Genomic DNA, 24,946 nt, shown 5'->3' on the forward strand with positions numbered 1-24,946 from the left:
TCGGCATCAGGAACGGCTGATCGGTGGCGCGCGGCGGCTGCGGGATGTACTCGTCGACAGCGGCCATCAGCTCCTTGATCTTCTCTTCGCCGATCGCCGGCTCGGTGCCGTTCATGGCGTGCAGAGCCGAACCCGCGATGATCGGAACGTCGTCGCCCGGGAAGTCGTAGGCCGACAGCAGTTCGCGCACTTCCATCTCGACGAGCTCGAGCAGCTCCTCGTCGTCGACCTGGTCGACCTTGTTGAGGAACACCACCATGGCGGGGATGCCAACCTGGCGGCCCAGCAGGATGTGCTCGCGGGTCTGCGGCATCGGGCCGTCGGCGGCGTTCACCACCAGGATCGCGCCGTCCATCTGCGCCGCACCGGTGATCATGTTCTTCACGTAGTCGGCGTGGCCGGGGCAGTCGACGTGGGCGTAGTGGCGGTTCTCGGTCTCGTATTCCACGTGCGCGGTCGAGATCGTGATCCCGCGGGCCTTCTCTTCGGGCGCGCCGTCGATCTGGTCGTAGGCGCGGAAGTCGCCGAAATACTTGGTGATCGCCGCCGTCAGCGTCGTCTTGCCGTGGTCAACGTGACCGATCGTGCCGATGTTGCAGTGCGGTTTGCTGCGCTCAAACTTTGCCTTTGCCATGATGGCCTCCTGTCTGTCTGATGGGCGGTGGGGTCGAACCCCACCCTACGGTGGTGGGTAGGGCGGGGTTCACCCCGCCATCCCGTTATGCGTATTTCTTCTGGATCTCGTCGCTGATGTTCTGCGGCACCGGATCGTAATGGTCGAACTGCATCGTGAACTGCGCGCGGCCCGAGGACATGGAACGCAGCGTGTTGATGTAGCCGAACATGTTGGCCAGCGGCACCATGGCGTTGATCGCAACGGCATTGCCGCGCGGCTCCTGCCCGGTCACCTGGCCACGACGCGAGGTCAGATCGCCGATGACGTTGCCGGTGTATTCCTCCGGCGTCACCACCTCGACCTTCATCATCGGCTCGAGCAGCTTGGCGCCGGCCTTGCGCAGACCTTCGCGCATGGCCATCCGCGACGCGATCTCGAACGCGAGGACCGAGGAGTCCACGTCGTGGAACTTGCCGTCGACCAGCGCGACCTTGAAGTCGATCACCGGGAAGCCCGCGAGCGGACCGGAGTCCATCACCGACTTGATGCCCTTTTCGACGCCCGGGATGTATTCCTTGGGCACCGAGCCGCCGACGATGCGGGATTCGAAGGAATAGCCTTCGCCCGGTTCGGTCGGGGAGATGATGAGCTTCACTTCGGCGAACTGGCCCGAGCCACCCGACTGCTTCTTGTGGGTGTAGGTGTGCTCGATCTCGTGACCGATGGTCTCGCGATAGGCCACCTGCGGCGCGCCGATGTTGGCCTCGACCTTGAACTCGCGCTTGAGACGATCGACCAGGATGTCCAGGTGAAGTTCGCCCATGCCCTTCATGATCGTCTGACCGGATTCGATGTCCGTCTCCACGCGGAAGGACGGATCTTCGGCGGCAAGGCGCTGCAGACCGGCGGACATCTTCTCCTGGTCGGCCTTGGTCTTGGGCTCGACCGCGATCTCGATCACCGGATCGGGGAAGGTCATGGTTTCCAGAACCACGGGCTTGGACGAATCGCAGAGCGTGTCACCGGTGGTGGTCTCTTTCAGACCCGCCAGCGCGATGATGTCGCCGGACCCGGCCCAGTCGATCTCTTCCCGCGAGTTCGAGTGCATCATCATCATCCGGCCGATACGCTCTTTCCGGCCCTTGGTGGAGTTCAGGACGGCACCGCCCTTTTCCAGCAGGCCCGAATAGATGCGGGTAAAGGTCAGGGAACCGACAAAGGGGTCGTTCATGATCTTGAACGCGAGGCCCGCGAAAGGCTCTTCGTCGCCCGGCTTGCGGGCGATGTTGCGGGTCTCGGTCTCGTCATCGGGGCTGAAGCCCATGTACGGCGGCACGTCAAGCGGACCGGGCAGGAAGTCGATCACCGCGTTCAGCAGGGGCTGCACGCCCTTGTTCTTGAACGCGGAACCACCCAGCACCGGCACGAAGGACAGCGACAGCGTACCCTGGCGGATCAGCTTGCGCAGGGTGGCCTCGTCGGGCTCTTCGCCTTCGAGGTAGGCTTCCATCGCGGTGTCGTCCATTTCGACGGCATGCTCGATCATGTGCGCGCGCCATTCGTCGGCCATGTCCTTGAGGTCGTCGCGGATCGGACGGCGGAACCAGGATGCGCCCAGGTCTTCGCCTTCCCACACCCACTCTTCCATCTTGATCAGGTCGACGATGCCCTCGAGCTTGTCTTCCGAACCGATGGGAAAGTTGACAGGAACAGGGGTCGCACCGGTGCGGTCCTTGATCATCTTCACGCAGTTGAAGAAGTCGGCGCCGATCTTGTCCATCTTGTTGACGAACACGAGACGCGGAACCTTGTAGCGGTCAGCCTGACGCCACACCGTCTCGGTCTGCGGCTCGACGCCGGCGTTGCCGTCCAGCAGCGCCACGGCGCCGTCGAGCACGGCGAGCGAGCGTTCGACCTCGATGGTGAAGTCGACGTGGCCGGGGGTGTCGATGATGTTGAAACGGAACTTGGTGTCCGACGTGCCTTCGGCGGTCGGGTCTTCCTGGCGCTGCCAGAACGTGGTGGTCGCGGCAGAGGTGATCGTGATGCCACGCTCCTGCTCCTGCTCCATCCAGTCCATGGTCGCAGCACCGTCATGCACTTCGCCGATCTTGTGCGATTTGCCGGTGTAGAAAAGAATACGCTCGGTGGTCGTGGTCTTGCCCGCGTCGATGTGGGCCATGATCCCGAAGTTCCGGTAGCGCGTAAGGGGATATTCGCGTGCCATTCTGCTCGCTCCTTCTTACCAGCGGTAGTGGCTGAACGCCTTGTTCGCGTCCGCCATCTTGTGAGTGTCTTCCCGCTTCTTCACGGCCGAGCCGCGCGACTGAACGGCATCCATGAGCTCGCCCGCCAGGCGCTCTTCCATGGTGTTCTCGTTGCGCTTGCGGCTGGCGTCGATGAGCCAGCGGATCGCCAGCGCTTCGCGGCGCTCGGGGCGCACTTCGACGGGCACCTGGTAGGTGGCACCACCGACGCGGCGCGACCGGACTTCGACACTCGGTTTGATGTTGTCGAGCGCTTCGTGGAACACTTCCACGGGGGCGCGCTTGATCTTGGTCTCGACCCGGGTGAAAGCATTGTAGACGATGCTTTCGGCGACCGACTTCTTGCCGTCGATCATCAGGTTGTTCATGAACTTGGTCAGCACCCGGTCGCCATACTTGGCGTCGGGCAGGACTTCGCGTTTTTCGGCTGCGTGACGACGTGACATCTCAATACCCTCTTATTTCGGACGCTTCGCGCCATACTTGGAGCGACGCTGTTTGCGGTCCTTGACGCCCTGGGTATCCAGAACACCGCGCAGGATGTGGTAGCGCACACCGGGAAGGTCTTTCACACGGCCGCCGCGGATCAGGACCACCGAGTGTTCCTGAAGGTTGTGGGATTCGCCCGGGATGTAGCTGATCACCTCGTAGCCGTTGGTCAGACGGACCTTGGCCACTTTCCGCATGGCGGAGTTCGGTTTCTTCGGCGTGGTGGTGTAGACGCGTGTGCAGACGCCCCGCTTCTGCGGGCACTGCTCCAGGTGCATGGACTTGGAGCGTTTGACTTTCGGCTGCCGCGGCTTGCGGATCAGCTGTTGGATCGTTGGCATTCCGGTATTTCCCCGTGTAGCTCACATATGTGGTGCACGGGGGTGTCCCGTGCGGGTTTCAGTTCAGCGCCTTGCGCGTCCGCAAGTCACCCTGTGCACGTTGGTGCACGTCATCCGTCGCGTCGCATTCAGACGACGCAAAAAACCGCATGCGCTCCCTTTGGCGGGAACGACGCGGGGGGTTCCAGAGGATCGGGGCGACGGGCGCCCGGATCGTGACCGCTTCAGTTCTGTAGATCGGAGCAAGGGACACCTGTCCCGTCCGAGATAGCGGGCGTATAGGGGGAGTCGGATGGGTTGTCAACAGCGCCCCGGCCTTGCCTTGGCCCGGTTGCGGTGCGACTGTTGCCAGGCGGCGGCTCGGCGCCGAAACGTACCAGAGGCAGCAATGCAAGTCATTGGGTTTTGCAGGTTTTCCTACCCTGCCGAGGGTGGTTTCCAGGTCGAACACGGCTCGATCCGCGACCGGATGGCCTATCTTTATGCACCGGCCCGGATGGAAGAGCGGCTGCGGCATTTCGAATGCATCTGCCTGCCGGGGCTGAAAGGCCAGACCGATCCCGATTTCACCTTCCTGATCCTGGTAGGCGACAGCCTGCCCGACGCTTATCTCGACCGGCTCCGGGCGTTGCTGGCGGATTTCCCGCAGGCCCGCATCGTCGCTCGCCCGCCCGGACCGCACCGCCAGGTCTGCCAGGAGGTCATCAACGCCGCACGGGACATGGACACCCCCTGCCTCGAGTTCCGCCACGACGACGACGACGCGGTGGCGGTGACGTTCGTGGAAACCCTGCGCGCCGCCGCCCGCGACTGCACCGCCCTGACCGCGGCGCACCGGCTGGTGGGCTTCGACTGGAATCGCGGCTTTGTCGCGCGGCCCGATGCAAAGGGGCTGCGCGCGGAACCGAACGTAACCCCCTACTGGGGCGTGGCGCAGGCCGTGGCGGTGCAGCCACGGGTGCGTCAGACGGTGATGAATTTCGGGCACAACAAGATCAATCAGTTCATGCCCACGGTGACCTTCACCGACCCGCCGATGTTCGTGCGCGGCCACAACGACCACAACGACTCGCGCCAGAAGAAGCATGTGAAAGCGGTCGACCTGCCCCGGCTCGATGCGGCGGGCGAAGCCGAGATGCGCCGGCTCTTCGCCATAGACGCCGATCAGATCCGCACGGTCTTTGCCTGAAGCCTGCGCGCGCGCGCCTCGCGCAGCAGGGTGAAGACGCCGGTGGCAATGATGATGCCTGCGCCAAGGAAGGTCAGCGGCACCGGCCATTCGCCGAAGATCGCCCAGCCGAGGACCAGCGCCCAGACGAGCCCGGTGTAGCGGAACGGCGTCACCACGCTGACTTCGCCGGTGCGCATGGTCATGACGCTGAAGAGATATCCGCCGATGATGAAGACCGACATCGCCGCGACCAGGCCCCAAAGCGAAGCGTCGAGCGGTTGCCAGTCCTCGCCCAGCGACAGGACGGCGGCAAAGGCCAGCACCGCCAGCGAGGCGCTGAGCGTGACAGTCAGGCTGGGCACCGATGCCGACATGCGGCGCGTGGCGAGGTCCCGAACGGTGACGCAGACCACGGCGATCAGCGCGTAGATGGAATAGGCGTTGAAGCCTTCGGTACCGGGCCGGACGATCAGCAGCATGCCGCCAAAGCCGATCAGGATCGCGGTCCAGCGCCGCCATCCCACCGGTTCACCGAAGAACACGGCACTGGCCAGCGTCACCGTGAGCGGCAGCATCTGCAAGAGTGCCGTGACGTTGGCGATCGGCATGTTGAAGAGTGCGGTCAGAAAGAACCAGGCCGCGGCCACCTCGGCCACCGCGCGCAAGGCGATCAGGTTCCAGTCCCGCGCGGCCAGGTCGAGGGTCAGCGCGTTCATCCGCCGGGCGACAAGGTAGATGATGAGGCTCGCGAAGAGGCCCCGCAACACCAGCAACTGGCTCAGCGGCAGATCGGCGCTGGCCAGTTTCATGCAGGCGTCGCCGAAGGTGAAACAGGCCATGGAGGCCATCATCAGAAGCGCGCCGCGGGTGTTGTCAGAGAGTTGGGGCATGTTGCAGCTTTAGAACCGCGCGTCAGCGGTGGCCAGTACGAAAACGCCGGATCCGAGGATGCCTGCGGCATACGAGAGACGCTGTCTCTCGTGCTCTCTGGAGGTTTATCGGCAAGATGAAGGGGCGGATCGTGGCGGACGTGTCGCAGGACCCATCGGACGGGACGGTTGCAGGCAACGGTAGCAGGGCGCAGGTCCGGCGCCGGAGCATTGCTATCTTTCCGAGGTTCAGGATTTTCCGGCCGGAGGGAGGTCAGGTCGGTGCCGGGAGGTGTCGCAAAAAGACACCCGCCGGAGCGGGTGTCTTTGGTGTTTCGAGAGATGGCGCGCTTATTCGCGGCTTTCGGGCGTGTCCACCACCAGCGTGTCGAACTCGTCCCCACCGACCACGTCGTCGACCGTCTCGTCCGGTGCCGCCAGGGCGGCCGCGGCTTCGGCTTCGGAGCGGCGCGCCTCGATCACGACATTGTCGCGCTCCGACGCGATGCGGCGCACTTTCATCGTGGCGCCACCGGTGCCCGCCGGGATCAGGCGGCCGACGATGACGTTCTCCTTGAGGCCCACCAGCTTGTCGCGCTTGCCCTGCACCGAGGCTTCGGTCAGCACGCGGGTGGTTTCCTGGAAGGACGCCGCCGAGATGAAGCTGCGGGTCTGCAGCGACGCCTTGGTGATGCCCAGCAGGATCGGTTCGCCCTGCGCCGGACGCCCGCCCTTGTTGATCGCCTTTTCGCAGGCCTCGTCGAACTCGGCCTTGTCCACGTGTTCGCCCTTGAGCAGCGTGGTGTCGCCGCTGTCTTGGATCTCCCACTTCTGCAGCATCTGGCGCACGATGACCTCGACATGCTTGTCGTTGATCTTCACGCCCTGCAGCCGGTAGACGTCCTGCACCTCGTCGATCATGTAGTTCGCCAGCGCCTCGACACCCATGATGGCCAGGATGTCATGCGGCGCGGGGTTGCCGTCCATGATGTAGTCGCCCTTGGTCACATAGTCGCCTTCGGCCACCGGGATGTGCTTGCCCTTGGGCACCATGTATTCGACGGGTGACAGGCTGTCGTCCACCGGTTCGATGCTGATCCGGCGCTTGTTCTTGTAGTCCTTGCCGAAGCGCACGTAGCCGTCGATTTCCGCGATGATGGCGTGATCCTTCGGGCGGCGCGCCTCGAAGAGTTCGGCCACCCGCGGCAGACCACCGGTGATGTCCTTGGTCTTGGCGCCTTCGCGCGGGATCCGCGCGACGACGTCACCGGCCTTGATCTCCTGGCCGTCTTCGACCGACAGGATCGCGTCCACAGACATCGGGTAGGTGATCGGGTTGCCGGCATCGTTGCGCACCGGTTCGCCGTCTTCGCCGACCAGGATGATCTCGGGCTTGAGCTCGTTGCCCTTGGGCGCCGCGCGCCAGTCCGAGACGATCTTCTGCGTCATGCCGGTCGCATCGTCGGTTTCCTCGCGCACGGCGACGCCGTTCACCAGGTCGACGTGTTTCACGGTGCCGTCTTTCTCGGCGATGATCGGCAGGGTGTAGGGGTCCCACTCGAAGAGCTTGTCGCCGCGGGCGACGGTGTCGCCTTCCTTGACGAAAATCTTGGTGCCGTAGCCCAGCTTGTGGCTGGCCCGTTCGGCGCCGTGTTCGTCGACGATCCGCAGCTTCATGTTGCGGCCCATCACCAGAGTCTCGCCCGCCTGGTTTTCAAGCGTGGAGGCCTGGTCGAAGGCGATGATGCCCGACTGCGACGCCTCGAGGAAGGACTGCTGTCCGCCCTGTGCCACGCCGCCGATGTGGAAGGTCCGCATCGTCAGCTGCGTGCCCGGCTCACCGATGGACTGGGCCGCGATGATGCCGACGGCCTCGCCCTGGTTGACCAGGGTGCCGCGCGCGAGGTCACGCCCGTAGCACATGGCGCAGACGCCCTCTTCGGCCTCGCAGGTGAGCGGCGAACGGATCCGCATGGTCTGCACCGCCGCCTCGTCGATGGCGTCGGCCATGCGTTCGTCGATCAGCTGACCGGCCTTGACCAGCACTTCTTCGGTGCCCGGCACGAGCACGTCCTCGGCGGTGACACGGCCCAGTACGCGTTCGGCCAGAGACGCCACGACCTCGCCGTCGTTCACCGCGGTTTCGGCGGTGATCGCGTTCTCGGTGCCGCAATCGTTCATGCGCACGATGCAGTCCTGCGCCACGTCCACGAGACGGCGGGTCAGGTAACCGGAGTTCGCCGTCTTCAACGCGGTGTCCGACAGGCCCTTCCGGGCGCCGTGGGTCGAGTTGAAGTATTCGAGAACGGTCAGGCCTTCCTTGAAGTTCGAGATGATCGGCGTCTCGATGATGTCGCCGTTCGGCTTGGCCATCAGGCCGCGCATGCCGCCCAGCTGTTTCATCTGGGTGACCGAGCCACGGGCACCAGAGTGGGCCATCATGTAGACCGAGTTCGGTTCCGCCTCGGAGCCGTCCTCGTCGGTCTTGGCGGCCGAGATGGTCGACATCATCGCTTCGGTGACCTTGTCGTTACACTTCGACCAGGCATCCACGACCTTGTTGTACTTTTCGCCCTGGGTGATCAGGCCGTCCATGTACTGCTGTTCGAAGTCCTTCACCTGGTCGCGGGTGTCCTCGACGATCGGCCATTTCGACTCGGGGATGACCATGTCGTCCTTGCCGAAAGAGATGCCGGCCTTGAACGCTTCCTTGAAGCCCATGGTCATGATCTGGTCGCAGAAGATGACCGACTCTTTCTGACCGCAATAGCGGTAGACGGTGTCGATGACCTTCTGCACGTCCTTCTTGCGCAGCAGCGTGTTCACCAGATCGAAAGGCGCCTTGGCGTTCATCGGAAGCAGCGCGCCGAGACGTACACGGCCAGGCGTGGTCTCGAACATCTTGACGATCTCGCCGCCGGTCTCGTCGATCTGGCGCACGCGGCACTTGATCTTGGCGTGCAGGTGGACGTGACCCGCGTTCAGCGCGTGTTCCACCTCTTCAATGGAGGAGAAGACCATGCCTTCGCCCTTCATCCCCTCACGCGCGATGGTCACGTAATAGAGGCCAAGGATCATGTCCTGCGACGGCACGATGATCGGCGCGCCGTTGGCGGGCGACAGAACGTTGTTCGTGGACATCATCAGAACCCGCGCTTCCAGCTGCGCCTCGAGGCTCAGCGGAACATGCACGGCCATCTGGTCGCCGTCGAAGTCAGCGTTGAAAGCCGAGCAGACCAGCGGATGCAGCTGGATCGCCTTGCCTTCGATCAGGATCGGCTCGAACGCCTGGATGCCGAGACGGTGCAGCGTTGGCGCTCGGTTCAGCATCACCGGGTGTTCGCGAATGACCTCGTCGAGGATGTCCCAGACCTCGGGACGTTCCTTTTCAACCAGCTTTTTCGCCTGCTTGACGGTGCTGGACAGACCCTTCGCTTCGAGCCGCGAATAGATGAACGGCTTGAAAAGCTCGAGCGCCATCTTCTTCGGCAGGCCGCACTGGTGCAGCTTGAGTTCCGGACCGGTCACGATGACCGAACGGCCCGAGAAGTCGACGCGCTTGCCCAGAAGGTTCTGGCGGAAGCGGCCCTGCTTGCCCTTGAGCATGTCCGACAGCGACTTCAGCGGACGCTTGTTGGCGCCGGTGATGACGCGGCCGCGGCGGCCGTTGTCAAAGAGGGCGTCGACCGACTCCTGCAGCATCCGCTTTTCGTTGCGGACGATGATATCCGGCGCGCGCAGCTCGATCAGCCGCTTGAGGCGGTTGTTCCGGTTGATGACGCGGCGGTAGAGGTCGTTGAGGTCGGAGGTCGCGAACCGGCCGCCGTCCAGCGGCACAAGCGGACGCAGTTCCGGCGGGATCACCGGAATCACGGTCAGGACCATCCACTCGGGGCGGTTGCCCGACTCGAGGAAGCTCTCGACGACTTTCAGACGCTTGATGATCTTCTTGGGCTTGAGCTCGCCGGTCGCCTCTTTCAGATCGGCGCGCAGCTGCTCGGCTTCGGATTCGAGGTCGATCGCCGCCAGCATCTCGCGGATCGCCTCGGCGCCGATGTTGGCGGTGAAGGCGTCCATGCCGTACTGGTCCTGGGCGTCCATGAACTCTTCCTCGGTCAGCATCTGACCGTAGGTGAGGTCGGTGAGACCCGGTTCGATCACCACGTAGTTCTCGAAGTAGAGCACGCGTTCCAGGTCACGCAGGGTCATGTCCAGCATGAGGCCGATGCGCGACGGCAGCGACTTCAGGAACCAGATATGCGCGCAGGGCGCGGCCAGCTCGATATGGCCCATGCGCTCGCGGCGGACCTTCTGCAGGGTCACCTCGACGCCGCACTTTTCGCAGACGACGCCGCGGTACTTCATGCGCTTGTACTTGCCGCAGAGGCATTCGTAATCCTTGATCGGACCGAAGATGCGCGCGCAGAAGAGGCCGTCACGCTCGGGCTTGAACGTGCGGTAGTTGATGGTTTCGGGCTTCTTGATCTCGCCGAAGGACCACGAGAGGATCCGCTCCGGACTCGCAAGCGACACCTTGATCTCGTCGAAGGTCTTCGCGGGGGCCACCGGGTTGAACGGGTTGTTTGTCAGTTCCTGGTTCATTTTCAAATCCTTAAAGGCTGTCGGAAGGGCAGAGGGCGGCGCCAAGACTTTTCAGAAAAGTCTTGGCACAAGTTTTTTCAGAACTTGTTTGCCTCACTCGTCCTCTTCCGCATCCAGGAGTTCCATGTTGAGGCCCAGACCCCGGACCTCCTTGACGAGCACGTTGAACGATTCCGGGATACCGGCCTCGAAGTTGTCCTCGCCCTTCACGATGCTCTCGTAGACCTTGGTCCGGCCCGCGACGTCGTCCGACTTCACCGTCAGCATCTCCTGCAGCGTGTAGGCGGCACCGTAGGCTTCGAGCGCCCAGACCTCCATCTCGCCGAAGCGCTGGCCGCCGAACTGCGCCTTGCCGCCCAGCGGCTGCTGGGTCACGAGGCTGTACGGCCCGGTCGAGCGCGCGTGGATCTTGTCGTCCACCAGGTGGTGCAGCTTCAGCAGGTATTTCACACCCACCGTTACCTTGCGGCTGAACTGCTCGCCCGTGCGTCCGTCGAAAAGAACCGACTGGCCCGAGGTGTCGAACCCGGCGCGGGTCAGCGCGTCGTTCACGTCCGCCTCTTTCGCGCCGTCGAAGACCGGCGTGGCGATCGGCACGCCGCGGGTGACGTTGCCCGCCGCCTCGACGAGGGTGTCCTCGTCCATGCCCTGGATGCCCTCTTCGTAGACATCGTCGCCATAGGCGATCTTCATCGCCTCGCGGACGGGGGTCAGGTCGCCGGTGCGGCGATAGTCCTGCAGCGCCTCGTCGATCTTGATGCCCAGGCCGCGCGACGCCCAGCCCATGTGGGTTTCAAGGATCTGTCCGACGTTCATGCGCGACGGCACGCCCAGCGGGTTGAGGCAGAAGTCGACCGGTGTGCCGTCGGCGAGGAACGGCATGTCCTCCATCGGCACCACCTTCGAGATCACGCCCTTGTTGCCGTGACGACCGGCCATCTTGTCGCCCGGCTGCAGCTTGCGCTTCACCGCCACGAAGACCTTGACCATCTTCATCACGCCCGGGGGCAGGTCGTCGCCGCGGCGGACCTTTTCGACCTTGTCCTCGAACCGTGCGTCCAGAGTGCGCTTCTGCTGTTCGTACTGTTCGTTCAGCGCCTCGACGATCTTGGCATCGGCCTCGTCCTCGAGCGCCAGCTGCCACCACTGGCCGCGGCTGAGGCTGTCCAGAAGCTCTTCGGTGATCTCCGAATTCGCCTTCACGCCCTTCGGACCCTTCACCGCGGTCTTGCCGAGGATCAGACCCTTGAGACGGGCGTAGATGTTGCGGTCGAGGATCGCCAGCTCGTCGTCGCGGTCGCGCGCCAGGCGCTCGACTTCCTCGCGTTCGATCTGCAGGGCGCGTTCGTCCTTTTCAACGCCGTGCCGGTTGAAGACCCGCACTTCGACGACGGTGCCGTAGTCACCCGGCTTCACGCGAAGCGAGGTGTCGCGCACGTCGCTGGCCTTTTCGCCGAAAATGGCGCGCAGGAGTTTTTCTTCCGGCGTCATCGGGCTTTCGCCCTTGGGCGTGATCTTGCCCACGAGGATGTCGCCCGGCTCCACGTCGGCACCGATGTAGACGATGCCCGCCTCGTCGAGGTTGCGCAGGGCTTCCTCGCCGACGTTGGGGATGTCGCGGGTGATCTCTTCCGGTCCGAGCTTGGTGTCGCGCGCCGCCACTTCGAATTCTTCGATGTGGACGGAGGTGAACACGTCATCGCGGGCGATGCGCTCGGAGATCAGGATCGAGTCCTCGTAGTTGTAGCCGTTCCACGGCATGAAGGCGACGACGACGTTCTTGCCAAGCGCCAGCTCCCCCATGTCGGTGGACGGACCGTCCGCGATGACCTCGCCCTTCTGCACGGTGTCGCCCACCTTCACCAGCGGACGCTGGTTGATGCAGGTGTTCTGGTTCGACCGCTGGAACTTGCGCATCCGGTAGATGTCGACCCCGGCATCGCCCAGTTCGAGATCCTCGGTGGCCCGGACCACGATCCGCATCGCGTCGACCTGGTCGATCACGCCGGCGCGTTTCGCCATGATCGCCGCACCGGAGTCGCGGGCGACGATTTCTTCGATGCCCGTGCCCACCAGCGGCGCCTCGGACCTCAGGGTCGGCACCGCCTGCCGCTGCATGTTCGAGCCCATCAGGGCGCGGTTGGCGTCGTCGTTTTCCAGGAACGGAATGAGCGACGCCGCGACCGACACCAGCTGCTTGGGCGAGACGTCGATGAGGTCGACGGTTTCGTTGGGCGCCAGGGTGTAATCGCCGGATTTCCGGGTCGACACCAGGTCGTTCACGAAATGCATGTTCTCGTCGAGGTTGGCGTTGGCCTGCGCCACGGTGTGACGCATTTCCTCGGTCGCGGACATGTAGTGCACTTCGTCCGTGACCGTGCCGTTCTTGACGACGCGATAGGGCGTTTCGATGAAGCCGTACTTGTTCACCCGCGCGAAGGTGGCGAGCGAGTTGATCAGGCCGATGTTCGGGCCTTCCGGCGTCTCGATCGGGCACATCCGGCCATAGTGGGTCGGGTGCACGTCGCGCACCTCAAAGCCCGCGCGTTCGCGGGTCAGACCGCCCGGCCCGAGGGCCGAGAGGCGCCGCTTGTGGGTCACTTCCGACAGCGGGTTGGTCTGGTCCATGAACTGCGACAGCTGCGAGGAGCCGAAGAATTCGCGCACCGCCGCCGCGGCGGGCTTGGCGTTGATCAGGTCCTGCGGCATGACCGTGTCGATCTCGACGCTGGACATGCGCTCCTTGATCGCGCGTTCCATGCGCAGAAGGCCGACGCGATACTGGTTCTCCATCAGCTCGCCCACGGACCGAACGCGGCGGTTGCCGAGGTGGTCGATGTCGTCGATGTCGCCGCGGCCGTCGCGCAGGTCCACCAGCGCCTTGATGCAGGCGACGATGTCCTCGCGGTCCAGCGTGCGCTGGGTGTCGGGCTTCTCAAGCGCAAGGCGCATGTTCATCTTTACGCGGCCCACGGCCGAGAGGTCGTAGCGTTCGGAATCGAAGAACAGCGTGTCGAACAGGGCCGAGGCCGCTTCGACGGTGGGCGGCTCGCCCGGGCGCATGACGCGGTAGATGTCCATGAGCGCGCTTTCGCGGTTCATGTTCTTGTCCTGCGCCATGGTGTTGCGCATGTAAGCGCCCACGGTGATGTTGTCGATGTCGAGCACCGGGATCTCGGTGATGCCCGCGTCCATCAGCTCTTTCAGCGTGCCGCCGGTCACCTCTCCGTCCTTATCGACGGTCCAGGTCAGCTCGTCGCCGGCCTCGACGTAGATCGCGCCGGTCTCTTCGTTGATGATGTCCTTGGCCACGAACTTGCCGACGATGTTCTCGAACGGCACCAGCAGGTTGTCGACCTTGCCTTCGTCGATGATCTTCTTGACGGCGCGCGGAGTAACCTTCTTGCCGGCCTCGAACAGCACTTCGCCGCTGGCGGCGTCGACGATATCATAGGTCGGACGGGTGCCGCGCACACGTTCGGGGAAGAACTTGGTGACCCAGCCCCGGGTGCCCTGCGCCTGGGTGAAGGTCACGGTGTTGTAATAGGCATCCATGATGGATTCCTGATCCAGCCCGAGGGCATAGAGCAGGGTCGTCACCGGCAGCTTGCGGCGGCGGTCGATGCGGGCAAAGACGATGTCCTTGGCGTCGAATTCGAAGTCCAGCCAGGACCCGCGGTAGGGAATGATGCGGCAGGCAAAGAGCAGCTTGCCCGAGGAATGGGTCTTGCCCTTGTCGTGGTCGAAGAAAACGCCCGGGCTGCGGTGCATCTGGGACACGATGACCCGCTCGGTGCCGTTCACGACGAAGGTGCCGTTGGGCGTCATCAGGGGCATGTCGCCCATGTAAACGTCCTGTTCCTTGATGTCCTTGACGGATTTGGCGCCGGTGTCCTCGTCGGTATCGAACACGATCAGGCGCAGCGTCACCTTGAGCGGCGCACTGTAGGTCATGTCGCGCTGCTGGCATTCCTCGACGTCGTACTTGGGCTTTTCCAGCTCGTAGCTGACGAATTCCAGCACGCTGGTTTCGTTGAAGTCCTTGATCGGAAAGACCGACTGGAACACGCCCTTGATCCCCTCGCCGTCGAGCGGCGTGGGCTGGTCGCCGGATTTAAGGAAAAGATCGTAGGAGGACTTCTGAACCTCGATCAGGTTCGGCATCTCCAGGACTTCGCGGATTTTGCCGAAATATTTACGAAGACGTTTCTGGCCAAGAAAGCTTTGCGCCATGTCAGGTGTCACCTTTTCAGTTTCTCGCAGAGCATGCGGCGCTGTCGGGCCCCAGCGGCACACCCTCAGAGACGACAAAGTTCCGGTCTATGCCTGGCTTCCGTCCCACCGGAAGCCTCCCGACCGATTGAACCTGGTCTGAGAAAAACCCCTTTTTCGAATAGGGCCTCTCTGAGACAGGCTCGGCTGGACCCGGAAAACCCGGATCCAGCCTTGCGATTTCGGCGGTGTGCGACCCGGCGTTGCGGGCCGCACAAACCGATTACTTGAGTTCGACCTCGGCGCCGGCTGCTTCCAGCTTGGTCTTGATCTCTTCTGCTTCTTCTTTGGAGACCTGCTCCTTGACGGCCTTGCCGCCGGCCTCGACGAGGTCCTTGGCTTCTTTCAGGCCCAGGCCGGTGATGCCGCGGACTTCCTTGATCACGTTGATCTTGGAGGCGCCTGCCGACTTCAGGATGACGTCGAATTCGGTCTGCTCTTCCGCAGCCGCACCGCCGGCATCGCCGCCTGCCGGACCGGCCATCATCACGGCGCCGCCTGCTGCGGGCTCGATGCCGTACTCGTCCTTGAGGATGGTTTTCAGTTCTTGTGCTTCAAGCAGGGTCAGACCAACGATCTCTTCTGCCAGTTTCTTCAGATCAGCCATTGTGACTCTTTCCGTTCATAAATGTGTTCCAACGACGGGGTTTCAACCCCACGATGATCCCAGGGTTGCTTACGCGGCCGCCTTGTCCTCGATCGTGGACAAGATGGACGCGATATTCGAAGCAGGTGCGCCAATGGCCCCGGCGATGTTCGATGCGGGTGCGCCGATCATGCCTGCGATGGTAGCGATAAGCTCCTCGCGCGACGGCATTTTCGACACGGCCTCGACACCGGCCCGGTCCAACGCGTTCGACCCCATTGCGCCGCCAAGAATCTCAAGCTTCTTGTTATCCTTGGCGAAATCCTCGACCACCTTGGCGGCTGCCACGGGGTCTTCGGAATAGGTCAGAACGGTCATGCCCGTCATCAGGTCGGCGATGCTTGCGCAAGGCTTTCCTTCGAGGGCGATCTTGGCGAGCCTGTTCTTGGCGACACGTACAGATGCCCCACCGTCGCGTGCGCGACCGCGGAGATCCTGCATCTCGGCAACCGTGAGACCTTCGTAGTGGGCAACCACCACGACGCCAGAGCTTTCGAAGATCTGGCCGAGTTCCTCGACCACTTTCTCTTTCTGGGCTCTATCCACAGTTTCACTCCATGTGTTGGAGGGGGCGACCCCTCCGGCTCACTTTGCCCGGGCGGATGCCCGGACGTCTGGTCCGATCGGGTCGTCACATCGCGCGTCCGGAACACGAAACCGGAACGTTATGTCTCTTCCCGTCTCGGGCAGGACTTAGCGGGATTGGCTTTTGGCCGCCCCCAGCCCACCGTCTCGGACGAATCATCATGCCGACATGACAGGGTCATGCGGCTTGACGAAGGGCTCTCTAGTGGCAAACGCCGGGAATGTGAAGAGCCGAATGTCCGATCACCTGCAGGAATTCGAATTTCAGCGGATCGGTGCCGGATTGACCCGAAATGTCACGGAAAGTCCGCTTTACGGCCCGCGCCCCGGTTCCCTACCCCCCGGCGCCAGCACAACGGAAAAAGGCGGACCCGAAGGTCCGCCTTTTCCCAAATCTGAAGGTCGCGCTTATTCGGCGCTGGCGGCAGCCACGTCCACGGTCACGCCCGGACCCATGGTCGAGCTCAGCGAAATACGCTTCAGGTACGTGCCCTTGGCACCCGCCGGCTTGGCCTTGGAGACGGCCGAAACGAATGCCTTGACGTTCTCGACCAGCTTGGCCTCGTCAAAGGACACCTTGCCGACACCCGCGTGCACAACACCGGCCTTTTCCGCCTTGAACTGGACCTGACCGCCCTTGGCCGCCTCGACGGCTTCCTTGACGTCCATGGTCACGGTGCCGACCTTCGGGTTCGGCATCAGGTTGCGCGGACCCAGGACCTTACCGAGACGCCCCACGATGGGCATCATGTCCGGCGTGGCGATGCAGCGATCGAATTCGATCTTGCCGCCCTGGATCGTCTCCATCAGGTCTTCGGCACCGACGATATCGGCGCCAGCGGCCTGTGCCTCTTCGGCCTTGGGGCCGCGGGCGAAGACGGCGACGCGGACGGTCTTGCCGGTGCCGTTGGGCAGGCCGACGACGCCGCGGACCATCTGGTCGGCGTGGCGCGGGTCGACGCCCAGGTTCATCGCGATCTCGACCGTCTCGTCGAACTTGGTGCCGGCGCTCGACTTGATCAGGGCGATGGCTTCTTCGACGCTCAGCTCTTCCTTGCCGGCAAAAGCTTCACGGGCGGCGCGGGTGCGTTTTCCGAGTTTAGCCATCTTATTTCACCTCGATGCCCATGGACTTCGCAGAGCCCAGAATGATCTGCATGGCCGATTCGACGTCGTTCGCCGAAAGGTCCTTCATCTTCGCTTCGGCGATTTCACGCACCTGCTTGATCGTCACGGTCGCCACGGTCTGACGGCCGGGCGCTTCGGACCCGCGCGGACGGTTGCGCTTGCCCACCGGCTTCAGACCGGCGGCCTTCTTGAGGTAGTAAGACGCGGGCGGCGTCTTGATGTCCATCGTGAAGGACTTGTCCTGGTAGTAGGTGATCAGGGTCGGGCACGGCGCGCCGGGCTCCATATCCTGCGTCTTGGCGTTGAACGCCTTGCAGAATTCCATGATGTTGATGCCGCGCTGACCCAGCGCCGGACCCACGGGCGGGCTCGGGTTGGCCTGGCCGGCCTTGATCTGCAGTTTCATCTTGCCGGCGAGCTTTTTAGCCATCGGCTTACTCCTTTTCCATCTCCCCCCGACGCGTCAGGGGGCGTTTTGTGGCGTGGTCGTGGTCCGGACATCGCGATGCCCTCGCCTCCCACGTTGATCTGTCACCTTGGCGACAGGGGCGCGCGATACACCGGATGCGACAGGAAGGCAAGCGCCGCCAACGCCGATCACGAGTTGTGGTCTTTCCGGCCGGAACGCGCCGTGTCCTCTCAGCTCCCTCGATCCGCTGTCAGCCGGTCCAGAAAACGGTCGATGGCCACCTCGTAGGAGGCCGGATCGGCGCCTGCACCGATGGCCAGAGCCGCACGGTCGTACATCGCCGAAAGAAGATCCGCCAAGGCGTCGGCATCTTCCCCTCCGCCGCACACCTGCTGCAGACCTTCGCGCAAAGTACGCCCGCCGGTGTCGGCGTCGATGCGCCTGAGCACGTCGGGGCCAAGCACCGCGGGCGCCTCGACCAGCATCAGCCGCAACCGGCCCGGCTCGCGCATCGTCCGCAGATAGGCCCGCCCGCCCTGCCACAGCGCTTCGGCGCCCGTGAGGCCCTCGGTGGCGCTCTCGATAGCCGCGGCGATGGCGTCTGCTTCGGCCTCGATCACCGCCTCGAAAAGAGCGGCCTTGTCGGCAAAGTGGTGATACAGCGCCCCGCGCGTCACTCCCGCCTGGGCCACGACTTCGGGTGTGCCGGTGGCGGCAAACCCCTTTTCGGCAAAGAGCGCCCGCGCCGTCTCCAGCAGCGCTTGCCGGGTTTGCGCGCGACGATCCGCATTGCTCCGCCTTTCTTGCATACATGCAGCCTGTATGTTAATTCGACACCTACATACATACTGTATGTTTTCTTGAGTTGGGAGGCAAACCATGAAAATCACGCACTACTACCCCGTCCTGATGGTCGACGACGTCGCTCCGCTCGCCGCGTTCTATCGCCGACACTTCGGCTTTCGTCCGCTCTTCGAAAGCGACTGGTACATCCATCTTCAGGCCGCAGAGGAGTCCAGTGTAAACCTCGCGATCCTGCAGGGCGATCACCCGACCATTCCCCCCGAGGGTCGCGGGCGCGCATCGGGCGTCCTGTTGAACTTCGAGGTCGAAGATGTGGACGCGCAGTACGACCGGCTGGTCTCCGCCGGTCTGCCTGTCCTGCTGCCACTGCGGGACGAGGCCTTTGGCCAGCGTCATTTCATCACGCAGGATCCGGCGGGCAACCTGATCGACCTCATCACGCCCATCGCCCCCGATGCGGACTACGGCAAGCAATATGACGCTGCCGCCCTGCCCGCCTGAACGCAAAAGGGCGCGCCACCACGGCGCGCCCTGCGTACTAGTCGTTGAAGGCCGACGCCGTCAGCTTTGTTTCGTGACCTGAGTGAATTCCAGTTCGACCGGCGTTTCCCGGCCGAAGATCGACACCGCGACGCGCAGCCGCTGGTTGTCCTCGTCGACACCCTCGACCATGCCGTCGAAGTCCTCGAACGGGCCATCGTTGACCTTGACCTTCTCGCCGACCTCGAAGTGGATGAGCGTGCGCGGGCTGTCCTCGCCTTCCTGGACGCGGCCCAGGATTGCCTGCACTTCGGCATCGCGCATTGGCATCGGACGGCCCTGCGGCCCCAGGAACCCGGTGACGCGGTTGATCGAGTTGATCAGGTGATAGCCCCTGTCGGACATCTCCATCCGCACCAGAACGTAGCCGGGCATGAAGCGGCGCTCGGTCGACACCTTCTTGCCGCGCCGGATCTCGATCACCTCTTCGGTGGGGACCAGAACCTCTTCGATCTGGTCTTCGAGCCCCTGCTCTTCGACCGCCGTCCGGATCTGCTCGGCGATCTTCTTCTCGAAGTTCGAGAGAACGCTCACCGAATACCACCGCTTTGCCATCTGGCCACTACCCTTGTTGCTGTGCGGGACCGCGCCCGCTGTCGTCCCGGTTTTCCGAAAAGAAAAGCGGCGCGCAACTCGAATCATTGCACGCCAGGTCCGGAAATATCTGGCGTGACGTACCGCCACACCCCTGCGAGTTCAAGAGGCAATACCCGCCCGCCGGCACCCGGCGGGGCGGCATCTTCACCTCAGTTGAACATACCCAGCAGCGCCTGAAGCCCGCCGCGAATGCCCAGATCGACCAGCGCGAAAAAGATCGCGGTAAGGGTCGCCATGATGAAGACCATGACGGTCGTCAACAGCACCTCGCGACGAGTCGGCCAGACGACCTTGGAAACCTCGGCGCGGACCTGCTGGATGAAATTGATCGGGTTTGTACGGGCCATGCGGCACCTCTTTTGATGTCTCAGCGCAAATATCGGCAAAGTGCACGGGTTTCAAGATGCGGGACGTCCGCGGAGACTAAGGCCGGGACATCCGGTCACATCTCCTCTCGCCTTCTCGCATTCGCGTGATTTGGACGTCGCGTCACATCGCGGAACCAAAACCCGCTCCAACGCATCGCGCGCGACTCTTCTTATCCTGGTTTCTCCCGTAAAAACAGAAGCTTGTCTCGCACACTGCCGGGAACCTTTTGCCGGAATGCGTGTTCCTTCTCCACACCGGCTGCGGCACACGTCGCCGCGTGAGACCGAGCAAAGAATGACGATAGGAGAGTACAAATGAAACGCTTTATGATTGCGACCGCACTCACCGCCACGATGGCAACCGCCGGCTTTGCAGCGACCGAAGCTGAAATGGCCGAGATCAATTCGTACGTCCCCAATGCGGATGTATCGATGATGAGCGACGAGCAGGTCGCGCAGGCCATGCAGATCATCAACAGCGGCGAAGGCCGTGGCGACAAGGTATCGCAGCTGAACGCGCTGCTGATGACCCCGGAAATGTCGGGCCCGGCAGTGTTGAGCGAAGCCGAGATGGTGCGTCTGCAGGAAGCAGCACCGAACGTTGATCTGACAGCCGTCACACAGGCGCAAGCCAGCCAGGCGCTGCAGGTCCTGTCCTCGGGCGACGGTTCGGATCGCAACGAGCAGGTCGTCGCCATCCTGATGGGCGAGTCGATGGAAACTTCGGGCATGGCAATGCCGACCGAAGCAGAGATGGTGCAACTCGAGCGCTACATCTCGACCGCCGAAGTGCAGTCGCTGACCCAGACCGAACTGGCTCAAGCCATGCAGATCCTGACCAGCGGCGACAGCGAAGGTGACAAGCAAGCCAAGCTGAACGGCCTCGTGAACTAAGCGACGTTCCCTCACGTTCGTAAGGAAGGGCTGCCTTTTTGGCAGCCCTTTTCCTATGCGGGGTTCTCTTGCCGCTGCAACGCGCGTTTTGTTCGAAAGCGGACGACACCGTGGGACAACCCGAGAAGTTCCCATCCAGGACTGAAGACGACCTTCCACTCGCGACAGGCGCGCGCATGCCCAGTAGGTCGTGGACCGACACTATAGACCATATCGATTTTTCAGGAATTGGCAGGGGCACCAGGGCTCGAACCCGGGACCTACGGTTTTGGAGACCGTCGCTCTACCAACTGAGCTATACCCCTGCAATCGAGAGGTGACTATGCCAAGGTCTCGGTGGAATCAAGGGCCTTTCGCAGCCCAATTCCACCCGCCTGCCCGCCGTTTTTCATTGTCACGAAAACGTGCCGTCGTTGTCACATGCGATGAAGCCACCGCATGATCACGCCACCGGGTCCGTCTGCAATCACCGTGTGAGCGCGCGGGCCTTGTTTGCATGACCCGCACCAAAGCTGCGCATGCCTGCACACCCCCTGTCCGATCCGCGTTCACGTCAAGTCCAATTCGGCGTGATGGAACGCGTGCCTTTCGTGATTTTCCTAAAGCATCTCAAGGACCTAACTGTTTAACACCGGCAGCAACCGGACATCATCACAGCGGGCAGCACAGCCTGCCAACGAAAGGACCACCATTATGAAACGTATCTTGATCACCGCTACCGTCGCCGTCGCCACGCTTGCAGGTGCCGCATCGGCCATGACGTCGGATGCCAACCAGGCCATCCTCGAGCGCTATGCGCCCAATATCCAGACCGAAAACCTGACAAGCGTGCAGATCAGCCAGCTGCTGCAGATCGTGAACTCGGGCGACTCCGCCGGTGAAAAGCGCGCGCAGATCCGGCACTTCGTGAACTGATCGGTTTCCGGAAACATTCGGACCGATTTCACCGACATTTTTGGCCGCATTGGCCAGCCACCGAAAGGACCAACTTAATGAAACGTACTCTGATCACCGCCACAGTCGCTCTCGCAACGCTTGCCGGCGCGGCCTCCGCAATGACCTCCAGCGCCAACCAGGTCATCCTTGAGCGTTATGCGCCGAACATCCAGACCGAGACCCTCACCAGCGTGCAGATCAGCCAGCTGATGGCCATCGTCAACTCGGGCGACTCGGCGGGCGAAAAGCGCGCGCAGATCCAGCACTTCGTGAACTGATCTCCAGCGGATCGTCTTCCGCACCTCGGACCGCTCCGCGCCCTGAAACGGCGTGCGGAGCGCCCCCCCAAGGCCGCCCCACGGGCGGCCTTCAATGTTTGTGGAGCGCTCCCGGATCAGGCGGCGCTGCGTGTACCACCCGAGTGCGGACCGCGTACGATGCCGGCATCGAAGAGCCGCGCGATCTCGGTTCCGTCCAGCCCCGCCACATCCGCCAGGATTTCCTCGGTCTGCGCGCCGAGTACTGGCGCCTGCACCGGGGTTTCGCGCGGATAGCCCGAAAAGCTGACCGGAGAACCCGGCACCGGGTAACGCCCGACGCCAGGGTGGTCCATGGTGGTGAAGACCGGGTTGTCGTCGGACAGATCCGGGTCTTCGGCCAAGGCCTCGGGCACCGACCGGACCTGGCTCCAGGTGACCCCGGCCGCGTCGCAGGCCCGCGCCACAACCGCACTGGGACGCGCCGCGAACCAGGGCTTGAGGATACCGGTGATCTCGTCGCGCAGGCGGAACCGGTTGCCTTCGTCGGACAGGTCGCGCCCGCTGGCCGAAGCCAGCCGCTGCATCGCCGCCTCCGTCCCGGTCATCTTGACCAGCCCGCGCCACTGCCGGTCGGTCAGGCCGATGATCATCACCCGCTTGCCGTCGTCGCAGACGAAATCCTGCCCGTAGGCGCCGTAGAGGGCGTTGCCGCATTTCGGACGGCTCTTGCCGGTCAGCGCCGCCTCACCCAGCACGCCCAGATGACCCAGCGTTGCCGCCGCCACGTCCTTGAGCGTCAGTTCCACGTCCTGCCCGGTGCCATGGCGCAGCCGGTGCCGTTCCGCCGCCAGCAAGGCCGACACGACCATGTTGCCCGCCGCAACGTCCCAGGCGGGCAGCGCATGGGCCACGGGCGCGTCGTGGCCCTCCGGCCCGGTCATGTCGGGCACGCCAAGCGCCGGGTTGACGGTGTAATCGACCTGCGGGCGGCCCTTTCGGTCGCCCATCAGGGTGACCATGATCAGATCTTCGCGTAGTTTCGACAGGGTTGGATGGTCCATCCAACCGTTGACCCTCAGGTTGGTGATGAACAGGCCCGCTTCCTCGCCCGGTGCCGTGATGATGCGGCTGATAAGCTCCTTGCCCTCGGGCGTCTTCATGTCGACGGCAATGGATTTCTTGCCCTTGTTCAGCCCGTCCCAGAACAGGCTGCTGCCATTCGGCGCCAGGGGCCAGCGCGTCGCGTCCAGCCCGCCGCCGATGCGGTCGAAGCGGATGACCTCGGCTCCCATCTGCGCCAGTGTCAGGCCGGCCAGCGGCACGGCGACGAAAGCCGATCCTTCGACGACCCGCATTCCCTTGAGTATCTGGCTCATGACAACCCCTCCCGTGGCTGTTCATGAAACTGTGGCGGATATCTCAAAAAGTCAATGAAATTAATGAGTTAACGGGATGCGACGGTATACCGGCCACGCCCTGCATCATTTTGCGAAGTGCCAGCCCATTGATTGCAAAGGCGCTTTGGCGATGCTGCAACTGCACATCACACGCGTCTCACCCCGAAATATTATGTCGCCCTACAGCCGTCGAGACTCACGATCTTGCGCCCATATTCATTCCCAGAGCGGCAAGGCCGACACCGCGGCGGCGGTGATGATCGCATAGGCCACGGCGCGATAGACAGGTTCGAGCCGCGGCTGAAACAGCTTCGCCCCGGCAAGGCTGCCGGCCATGGTCGGCAGGATCAGCAGCACGCCCAGCAGCACCGCGGTGGGGTCGAACCTTCCGAAAAGCGCCAGCATCGGCAGCAGGATCAGGTCCGTGGCGACCAGAAACAGCAGCATGTTGGCCCGGATCGCCGCGGCGGGCCGGGTGCTGGCCATGTAGAGCAGGATCACCGGCGGTCCGGGAATGCCGGCCACGCCTTGCAGAAAGCCCGAAAGCCCGCCGGTGCCGAAGACCAGCGGCGGCGACAGCGTCCCGCGGTAGCGCAGGCCCAGCACCAGGCAGGCCACCATGAAGAGCGCGACGCAGGACACGGCGTAGCGGAACACCTCCGGCGCGACGAGCGTCAGGACCCAGAGGCCGATCGGCAGGCCCAGAATCAGCCCCGCGAGAAGCCGGCGCAGGTCGCGCGGATCGCAGTCGCGCCACGCCTGGCGCAGGATCGGCAGCGGCCCGAGAAGATCGAAGATGACCAGCGTCGTGAGCGCCTGGAACGGGCTCAGCACCTGCGCGGCAAAGGGCAGGTAGATCAGGGCCGACCCGAAACCGGAAAAGCCGCGCACCATGGCCGCGACGAAGGCCGCGCTCGCGAGGTACACGACCTGCGTCGTTTCGAACTGCAGCATGCCCCTGCCCTTTCCCATGCCCCGCGCGCAGCGTAGGCAGGCCAAAGGCGGGCGCAACGAAAAAGGCCGCTCCGAAGAGCGGCCTTTCCCATGTCATTGCCCTGCGGCGCCTTACTCGATGATCTTGGCGACGACGCCGGAGCCGACGGTGCGGCCGCCTTCGCGGATGGCGAAGCGGAGCTTCTCTTCCATCGCGATCGGCGCGATCAGCTCGACCTCGAACTTCAGGTTGTCGCCCGGCATCACCATCTCCGTGCCCTCGGGCAGGTTCACCGTGCCGGTCACGTCCGTCGTGCGGAAGTAGAACTGCGGGCGGTAGTTGGCGAAGAACGGCGTGTGACGRCCACCCTCTTCCTTGGTGAGGATGTAGGCCTCKGCCTCGAACTTGGTGTGCGGCTTGACCGARCCGGGCTTGCASAGMACCTGGCCACGYTCCACGCCRTCACGGTCGATGCCGCGCAGCAGCGCGCCGATGTTGTCGCCCGCCTCGCCGCGGTCCAGCAGCTTGCGGAACATCTCGACACCGGTGCAGGTGGTCTTCTTGGTGTCGCGGATGCCGACGATCTCCAGTTCGTCGCCGACGTTCACAACGCCACGCTCSACMCGGCCGGTGACCACGGTGCCGCGGCCCGAGATCGAGAACACGTCCTCGATCGGCATCAGGAACGGCTGATCGGTGGCGCGCGGCGGCTGCGGGATGTACTCGTCGACAGCGGCCATCAGCTCCTTGATCTTCTCTTCGCCGATCGCCGGCTCGGTGCCGTTCATGGCGTGCAGAGCCGAACCCGCGATGATCGGAAC

General features: G+C 63.5%; 22 protein-coding genes and 1 tRNA gene. 5 read left to right on the forward strand and 18 right to left on the reverse strand.

What is annotated here, in order from left to right; translation table 11 throughout:
• The 4 genes from DU478_RS21810 to rpsL all read right to left on the reverse strand — a co-directional run.
• Positions 1–634 (reverse strand): GTP-binding protein (locus DU478_RS21810; protein WP_114508884.1); only part of this gene is annotated, 634 nt, incomplete at its 3' end.
• Between the two features lie 85 nt (positions 635–719).
• On the reverse strand, positions 720–2,843 hold the full coding sequence (gene fusA, locus DU478_RS21815) for an elongation factor G (protein WP_114512971.1): 2,124 nt from the start codon (positions 2,841–2,843) through the stop codon (positions 720–722).
• A 15-nt stretch (positions 2,844–2,858) separates the two neighbouring features.
• The gene (gene rpsG, locus DU478_RS21820; RefSeq protein ID WP_114512972.1) at positions 2,859–3,329 is read right to left on the reverse strand and encodes a 30S ribosomal protein S7; all 471 of its coding nucleotides are present in this window, start codon (positions 3,327–3,329) and stop codon (positions 2,859–2,861) included.
• Between the two features lie 12 nt (positions 3,330–3,341).
• Positions 3,342–3,713 (reverse strand): 30S ribosomal protein S12, encoded by a 372-nt coding sequence (gene rpsL, locus DU478_RS21825; RefSeq protein ID WP_005980675.1) that lies wholly within the window; start codon positions 3,711–3,713, stop codon positions 3,342–3,344.
• 388 nt (positions 3,714–4,101) lie between these two features.
• Between rpsL and DU478_RS21830 the strand changes: the two genes are divergently transcribed.
• A complete protein-coding gene (locus DU478_RS21830; RefSeq protein ID WP_114512973.1) occupies positions 4,102–4,902 on the forward strand; it encodes a putative rhamnosyl transferase in 801 nt (266 codons plus the stop codon).
• Here DU478_RS21830 and DU478_RS21835 read toward each other — a convergent pair.
• The 8 genes from DU478_RS21835 to DU478_RS21870 all read right to left on the reverse strand — a co-directional run bounded on the left by DU478_RS21835 (position 4,878) and on the right by DU478_RS21870 (position 18,204).
• Positions 4,878–5,774: a DMT family transporter gene (locus DU478_RS21835; RefSeq protein ID WP_114512974.1), complete on the reverse strand. Its 897-nt coding sequence runs from the start codon at positions 5,772–5,774 to the stop codon at positions 4,878–4,880. The genes DU478_RS21830 and DU478_RS21835 overlap by 25 nt on opposite strands.
• A gap of 330 nt (positions 5,775–6,104) precedes the next feature.
• The gene (gene rpoC, locus DU478_RS21840; protein ID WP_114512975.1) at positions 6,105–10,355 is read right to left on the reverse strand and encodes a DNA-directed RNA polymerase subunit beta'; all 4,251 of its coding nucleotides are present in this window, start codon (positions 10,353–10,355) and stop codon (positions 6,105–6,107) included.
• A 93-nt stretch (positions 10,356–10,448) separates the two neighbouring features.
• The gene (gene rpoB / locus DU478_RS21845) at positions 10,449–14,588 is read right to left on the reverse strand and encodes a DNA-directed RNA polymerase subunit beta (protein WP_114512976.1); all 4,140 of its coding nucleotides are present in this window, start codon (positions 14,586–14,588) and stop codon (positions 10,449–10,451) included.
• Positions 14,589–14,850: 262 nt separating this feature from the next.
• A complete protein-coding gene (rplL, locus tag DU478_RS21850; RefSeq protein ID WP_114512977.1) occupies positions 14,851–15,234 on the reverse strand; it encodes a 50S ribosomal protein L7/L12 in 384 nt (127 codons plus the stop codon).
• Between the two features lie 69 nt (positions 15,235–15,303).
• Positions 15,304–15,819: a 50S ribosomal protein L10 gene (gene rplJ, locus DU478_RS21855; RefSeq protein WP_114512978.1), complete on the reverse strand. Its 516-nt coding sequence runs from the start codon at positions 15,817–15,819 to the stop codon at positions 15,304–15,306.
• Positions 15,820–16,266: 447 nt separating this feature from the next.
• Positions 16,267–16,965: a 50S ribosomal protein L1 gene (gene rplA / locus DU478_RS21860; protein ID WP_114512979.1), complete on the reverse strand. Its 699-nt coding sequence runs from the start codon at positions 16,963–16,965 to the stop codon at positions 16,267–16,269.
• Between the two features lies 1 nt (position 16,966).
• Complete coding sequence (gene rplK, locus DU478_RS21865) at positions 16,967–17,416, reverse strand: 50S ribosomal protein L11 (protein WP_114512980.1); 450 nt, start codon at positions 17,414–17,416, stop codon at positions 16,967–16,969.
• A gap of 209 nt (positions 17,417–17,625) precedes the next feature.
• Positions 17,626–18,204 carry a TetR/AcrR family transcriptional regulator gene (locus DU478_RS21870; protein WP_114512981.1) on the reverse strand — a complete coding sequence of 193 codons (579 nt, stop codon included), beginning with the start codon at positions 18,202–18,204 and terminating at the stop codon, positions 17,626–17,628.
• Between the two features lie 70 nt (positions 18,205–18,274).
• On the opposite strand from DU478_RS21870, the gene DU478_RS21875 reads away from it, so the two are divergent.
• Positions 18,275–18,700, forward strand: a complete 426-nt coding sequence (locus tag DU478_RS21875) for a VOC family protein (protein ID WP_114512982.1) — start codon at positions 18,275–18,277, stop codon at positions 18,698–18,700.
• Positions 18,701–18,760: 60 nt separating this feature from the next.
• On the opposite strand, the gene nusG is transcribed toward DU478_RS21875, so the two are convergent.
• Together nusG and secE are read right to left on the reverse strand one after the other, a co-directional pair.
• Positions 18,761–19,294 (reverse strand): transcription termination/antitermination protein NusG, encoded by a 534-nt coding sequence (nusG, locus tag DU478_RS21880; RefSeq protein WP_114512983.1) that lies wholly within the window; start codon positions 19,292–19,294, stop codon positions 18,761–18,763.
• Positions 19,295–19,485: 191 nt separating this feature from the next.
• Positions 19,486–19,683, reverse strand: coding sequence for a preprotein translocase subunit SecE (gene secE / locus DU478_RS21885; RefSeq protein ID WP_114512984.1), 198 nt, complete (start codon positions 19,681–19,683; stop codon positions 19,486–19,488).
• A gap of 336 nt (positions 19,684–20,019) precedes the next feature.
• Between secE and DU478_RS21890 the strand changes: the two genes are divergently transcribed.
• The gene (locus tag DU478_RS21890) at positions 20,020–20,598 is read left to right on the forward strand and encodes a hypothetical protein (protein ID WP_114512985.1); all 579 of its coding nucleotides are present in this window, start codon (positions 20,020–20,022) and stop codon (positions 20,596–20,598) included.
• A 229-nt stretch (positions 20,599–20,827) separates the two neighbouring features.
• On the opposite strand, the gene DU478_RS21895 is transcribed toward DU478_RS21890, so the two are convergent.
• A tRNA-Trp gene (locus DU478_RS21895) sits at positions 20,828–20,903 on the reverse strand.
• A gap of 388 nt (positions 20,904–21,291) precedes the next feature.
• Between DU478_RS21895 and DU478_RS21900 the strand changes: the two genes are divergently transcribed.
• Together DU478_RS21900 and DU478_RS21905 are read left to right on the forward strand one after the other, a co-directional pair.
• The gene (locus DU478_RS21900; RefSeq protein WP_114512986.1) at positions 21,292–21,513 is read left to right on the forward strand and encodes a hypothetical protein; all 222 of its coding nucleotides are present in this window, start codon (positions 21,292–21,294) and stop codon (positions 21,511–21,513) included.
• A 77-nt stretch (positions 21,514–21,590) separates the two neighbouring features.
• Complete coding sequence (locus DU478_RS21905; RefSeq protein ID WP_114512987.1) at positions 21,591–21,812, forward strand: hypothetical protein; 222 nt, start codon at positions 21,591–21,593, stop codon at positions 21,810–21,812.
• A gap of 116 nt (positions 21,813–21,928) precedes the next feature.
• Here the strand turns inward: DU478_RS21905 and DU478_RS21910 are convergent, their stop codons facing one another.
• The 3 genes from DU478_RS21910 to DU478_RS21920 form a co-directional block, all read right to left on the reverse strand.
• A complete protein-coding gene (locus DU478_RS21910) occupies positions 21,929–23,170 on the reverse strand; it encodes a CoA transferase (RefSeq protein ID WP_114512988.1) in 1,242 nt (413 codons plus the stop codon).
• A 237-nt stretch (positions 23,171–23,407) separates the two neighbouring features.
• Positions 23,408–24,145, reverse strand: a complete 738-nt coding sequence (locus DU478_RS21915; protein WP_114512989.1) for a sulfite exporter TauE/SafE family protein — start codon at positions 24,143–24,145, stop codon at positions 23,408–23,410.
• Between the two features lie 111 nt (positions 24,146–24,256).
• Positions 24,257–24,946, reverse strand: a 690-nt coding sequence (locus tag DU478_RS21920) for an EF-Tu C-terminal domain-related protein (RefSeq protein ID WP_267897127.1), incomplete at its 5' end; no start/stop codon positions are given.

The sequence above is a fragment of the Thalassococcus profundi genome (assembly GCF_003344785.1).
Classification (GTDB): Bacteria; Pseudomonadota; Alphaproteobacteria; order Rhodobacterales; family Rhodobacteraceae; genus Puniceibacterium; species Puniceibacterium profundi.

Coding starts and splice junctions, on each gene's coding strand:
- DU478_RS21915 (WP_114512989.1), bottom strand. CDS start 24,145: ATGCTGCAGTTCGAAACGACGCAGGTCGTGTACCTCGCGAGCGCGGCC.
- secE (WP_114512984.1), bottom strand. CDS start 19,683: ATGGCCCGTACAAACCCGATCAATTTCATCCAGCAGGTCCGCGCCGAG.
- DU478_RS21870 (WP_114512981.1), bottom strand. CDS start 18,204: ATGCAAGAAAGGCGGAGCAATGCGGATCGTCGCGCGCAAACCCGGCAA.
- DU478_RS21875 (WP_114512982.1), top strand. CDS start 18,275: ATGAAAATCACGCACTACTACCCCGTCCTGATGGTCGACGACGTCGCT.
- DU478_RS21905 (WP_114512987.1), top strand. CDS start 21,591: ATGAAACGTACTCTGATCACCGCCACAGTCGCTCTCGCAACGCTTGCC.
- rplA (WP_114512979.1), bottom strand. CDS start 16,965: ATGGCTAAACTCGGAAAACGCACCCGCGCCGCCCGTGAAGCTTTTGCC.
- fusA (WP_114512971.1), bottom strand. CDS start 2,843: ATGGCACGCGAATATCCCCTTACGCGCTACCGGAACTTCGGGATCATG.
- rplL (WP_114512977.1), bottom strand. CDS start 15,234: ATGGCTGATCTGAAGAAACTGGCAGAAGAGATCGTTGGTCTGACCCTG.
- DU478_RS21910 (WP_114512988.1), bottom strand. CDS start 23,170: ATGAGCCAGATACTCAAGGGAATGCGGGTCGTCGAAGGATCGGCTTTC.
- rpoC (WP_114512975.1), bottom strand. CDS start 10,355: ATGAACCAGGAACTGACAAACAACCCGTTCAACCCGGTGGCCCCCGCG.
- rpsG (WP_114512972.1), bottom strand. CDS start 3,329: ATGTCACGTCGTCACGCAGCCGAAAAACGCGAAGTCCTGCCCGACGCC.
- DU478_RS21900 (WP_114512986.1), top strand. CDS start 21,292: ATGAAACGTATCTTGATCACCGCTACCGTCGCCGTCGCCACGCTTGCA.
- rpoB (WP_114512976.1), bottom strand. CDS start 14,588: ATGGCGCAAAGCTTTCTTGGCCAGAAACGTCTTCGTAAATATTTCGGC.
- rpsL (WP_005980675.1), bottom strand. CDS start 3,713: ATGCCAACGATCCAACAGCTGATCCGCAAGCCGCGGCAGCCGAAAGTC.
- DU478_RS21890 (WP_114512985.1), top strand. CDS start 20,020: ATGAAACGCTTTATGATTGCGACCGCACTCACCGCCACGATGGCAACC.
- nusG (WP_114512983.1), bottom strand. CDS start 19,294: ATGGCAAAGCGGTGGTATTCGGTGAGCGTTCTCTCGAACTTCGAGAAG.
- DU478_RS21830 (WP_114512973.1), top strand. CDS start 4,102: ATGCAAGTCATTGGGTTTTGCAGGTTTTCCTACCCTGCCGAGGGTGGT.
- rplK (WP_114512980.1), bottom strand. CDS start 17,416: ATGGCTAAAAAGCTCGCCGGCAAGATGAAACTGCAGATCAAGGCCGGC.
- DU478_RS21835 (WP_114512974.1), bottom strand. CDS start 5,774: ATGCCCCAACTCTCTGACAACACCCGCGGCGCGCTTCTGATGATGGCC.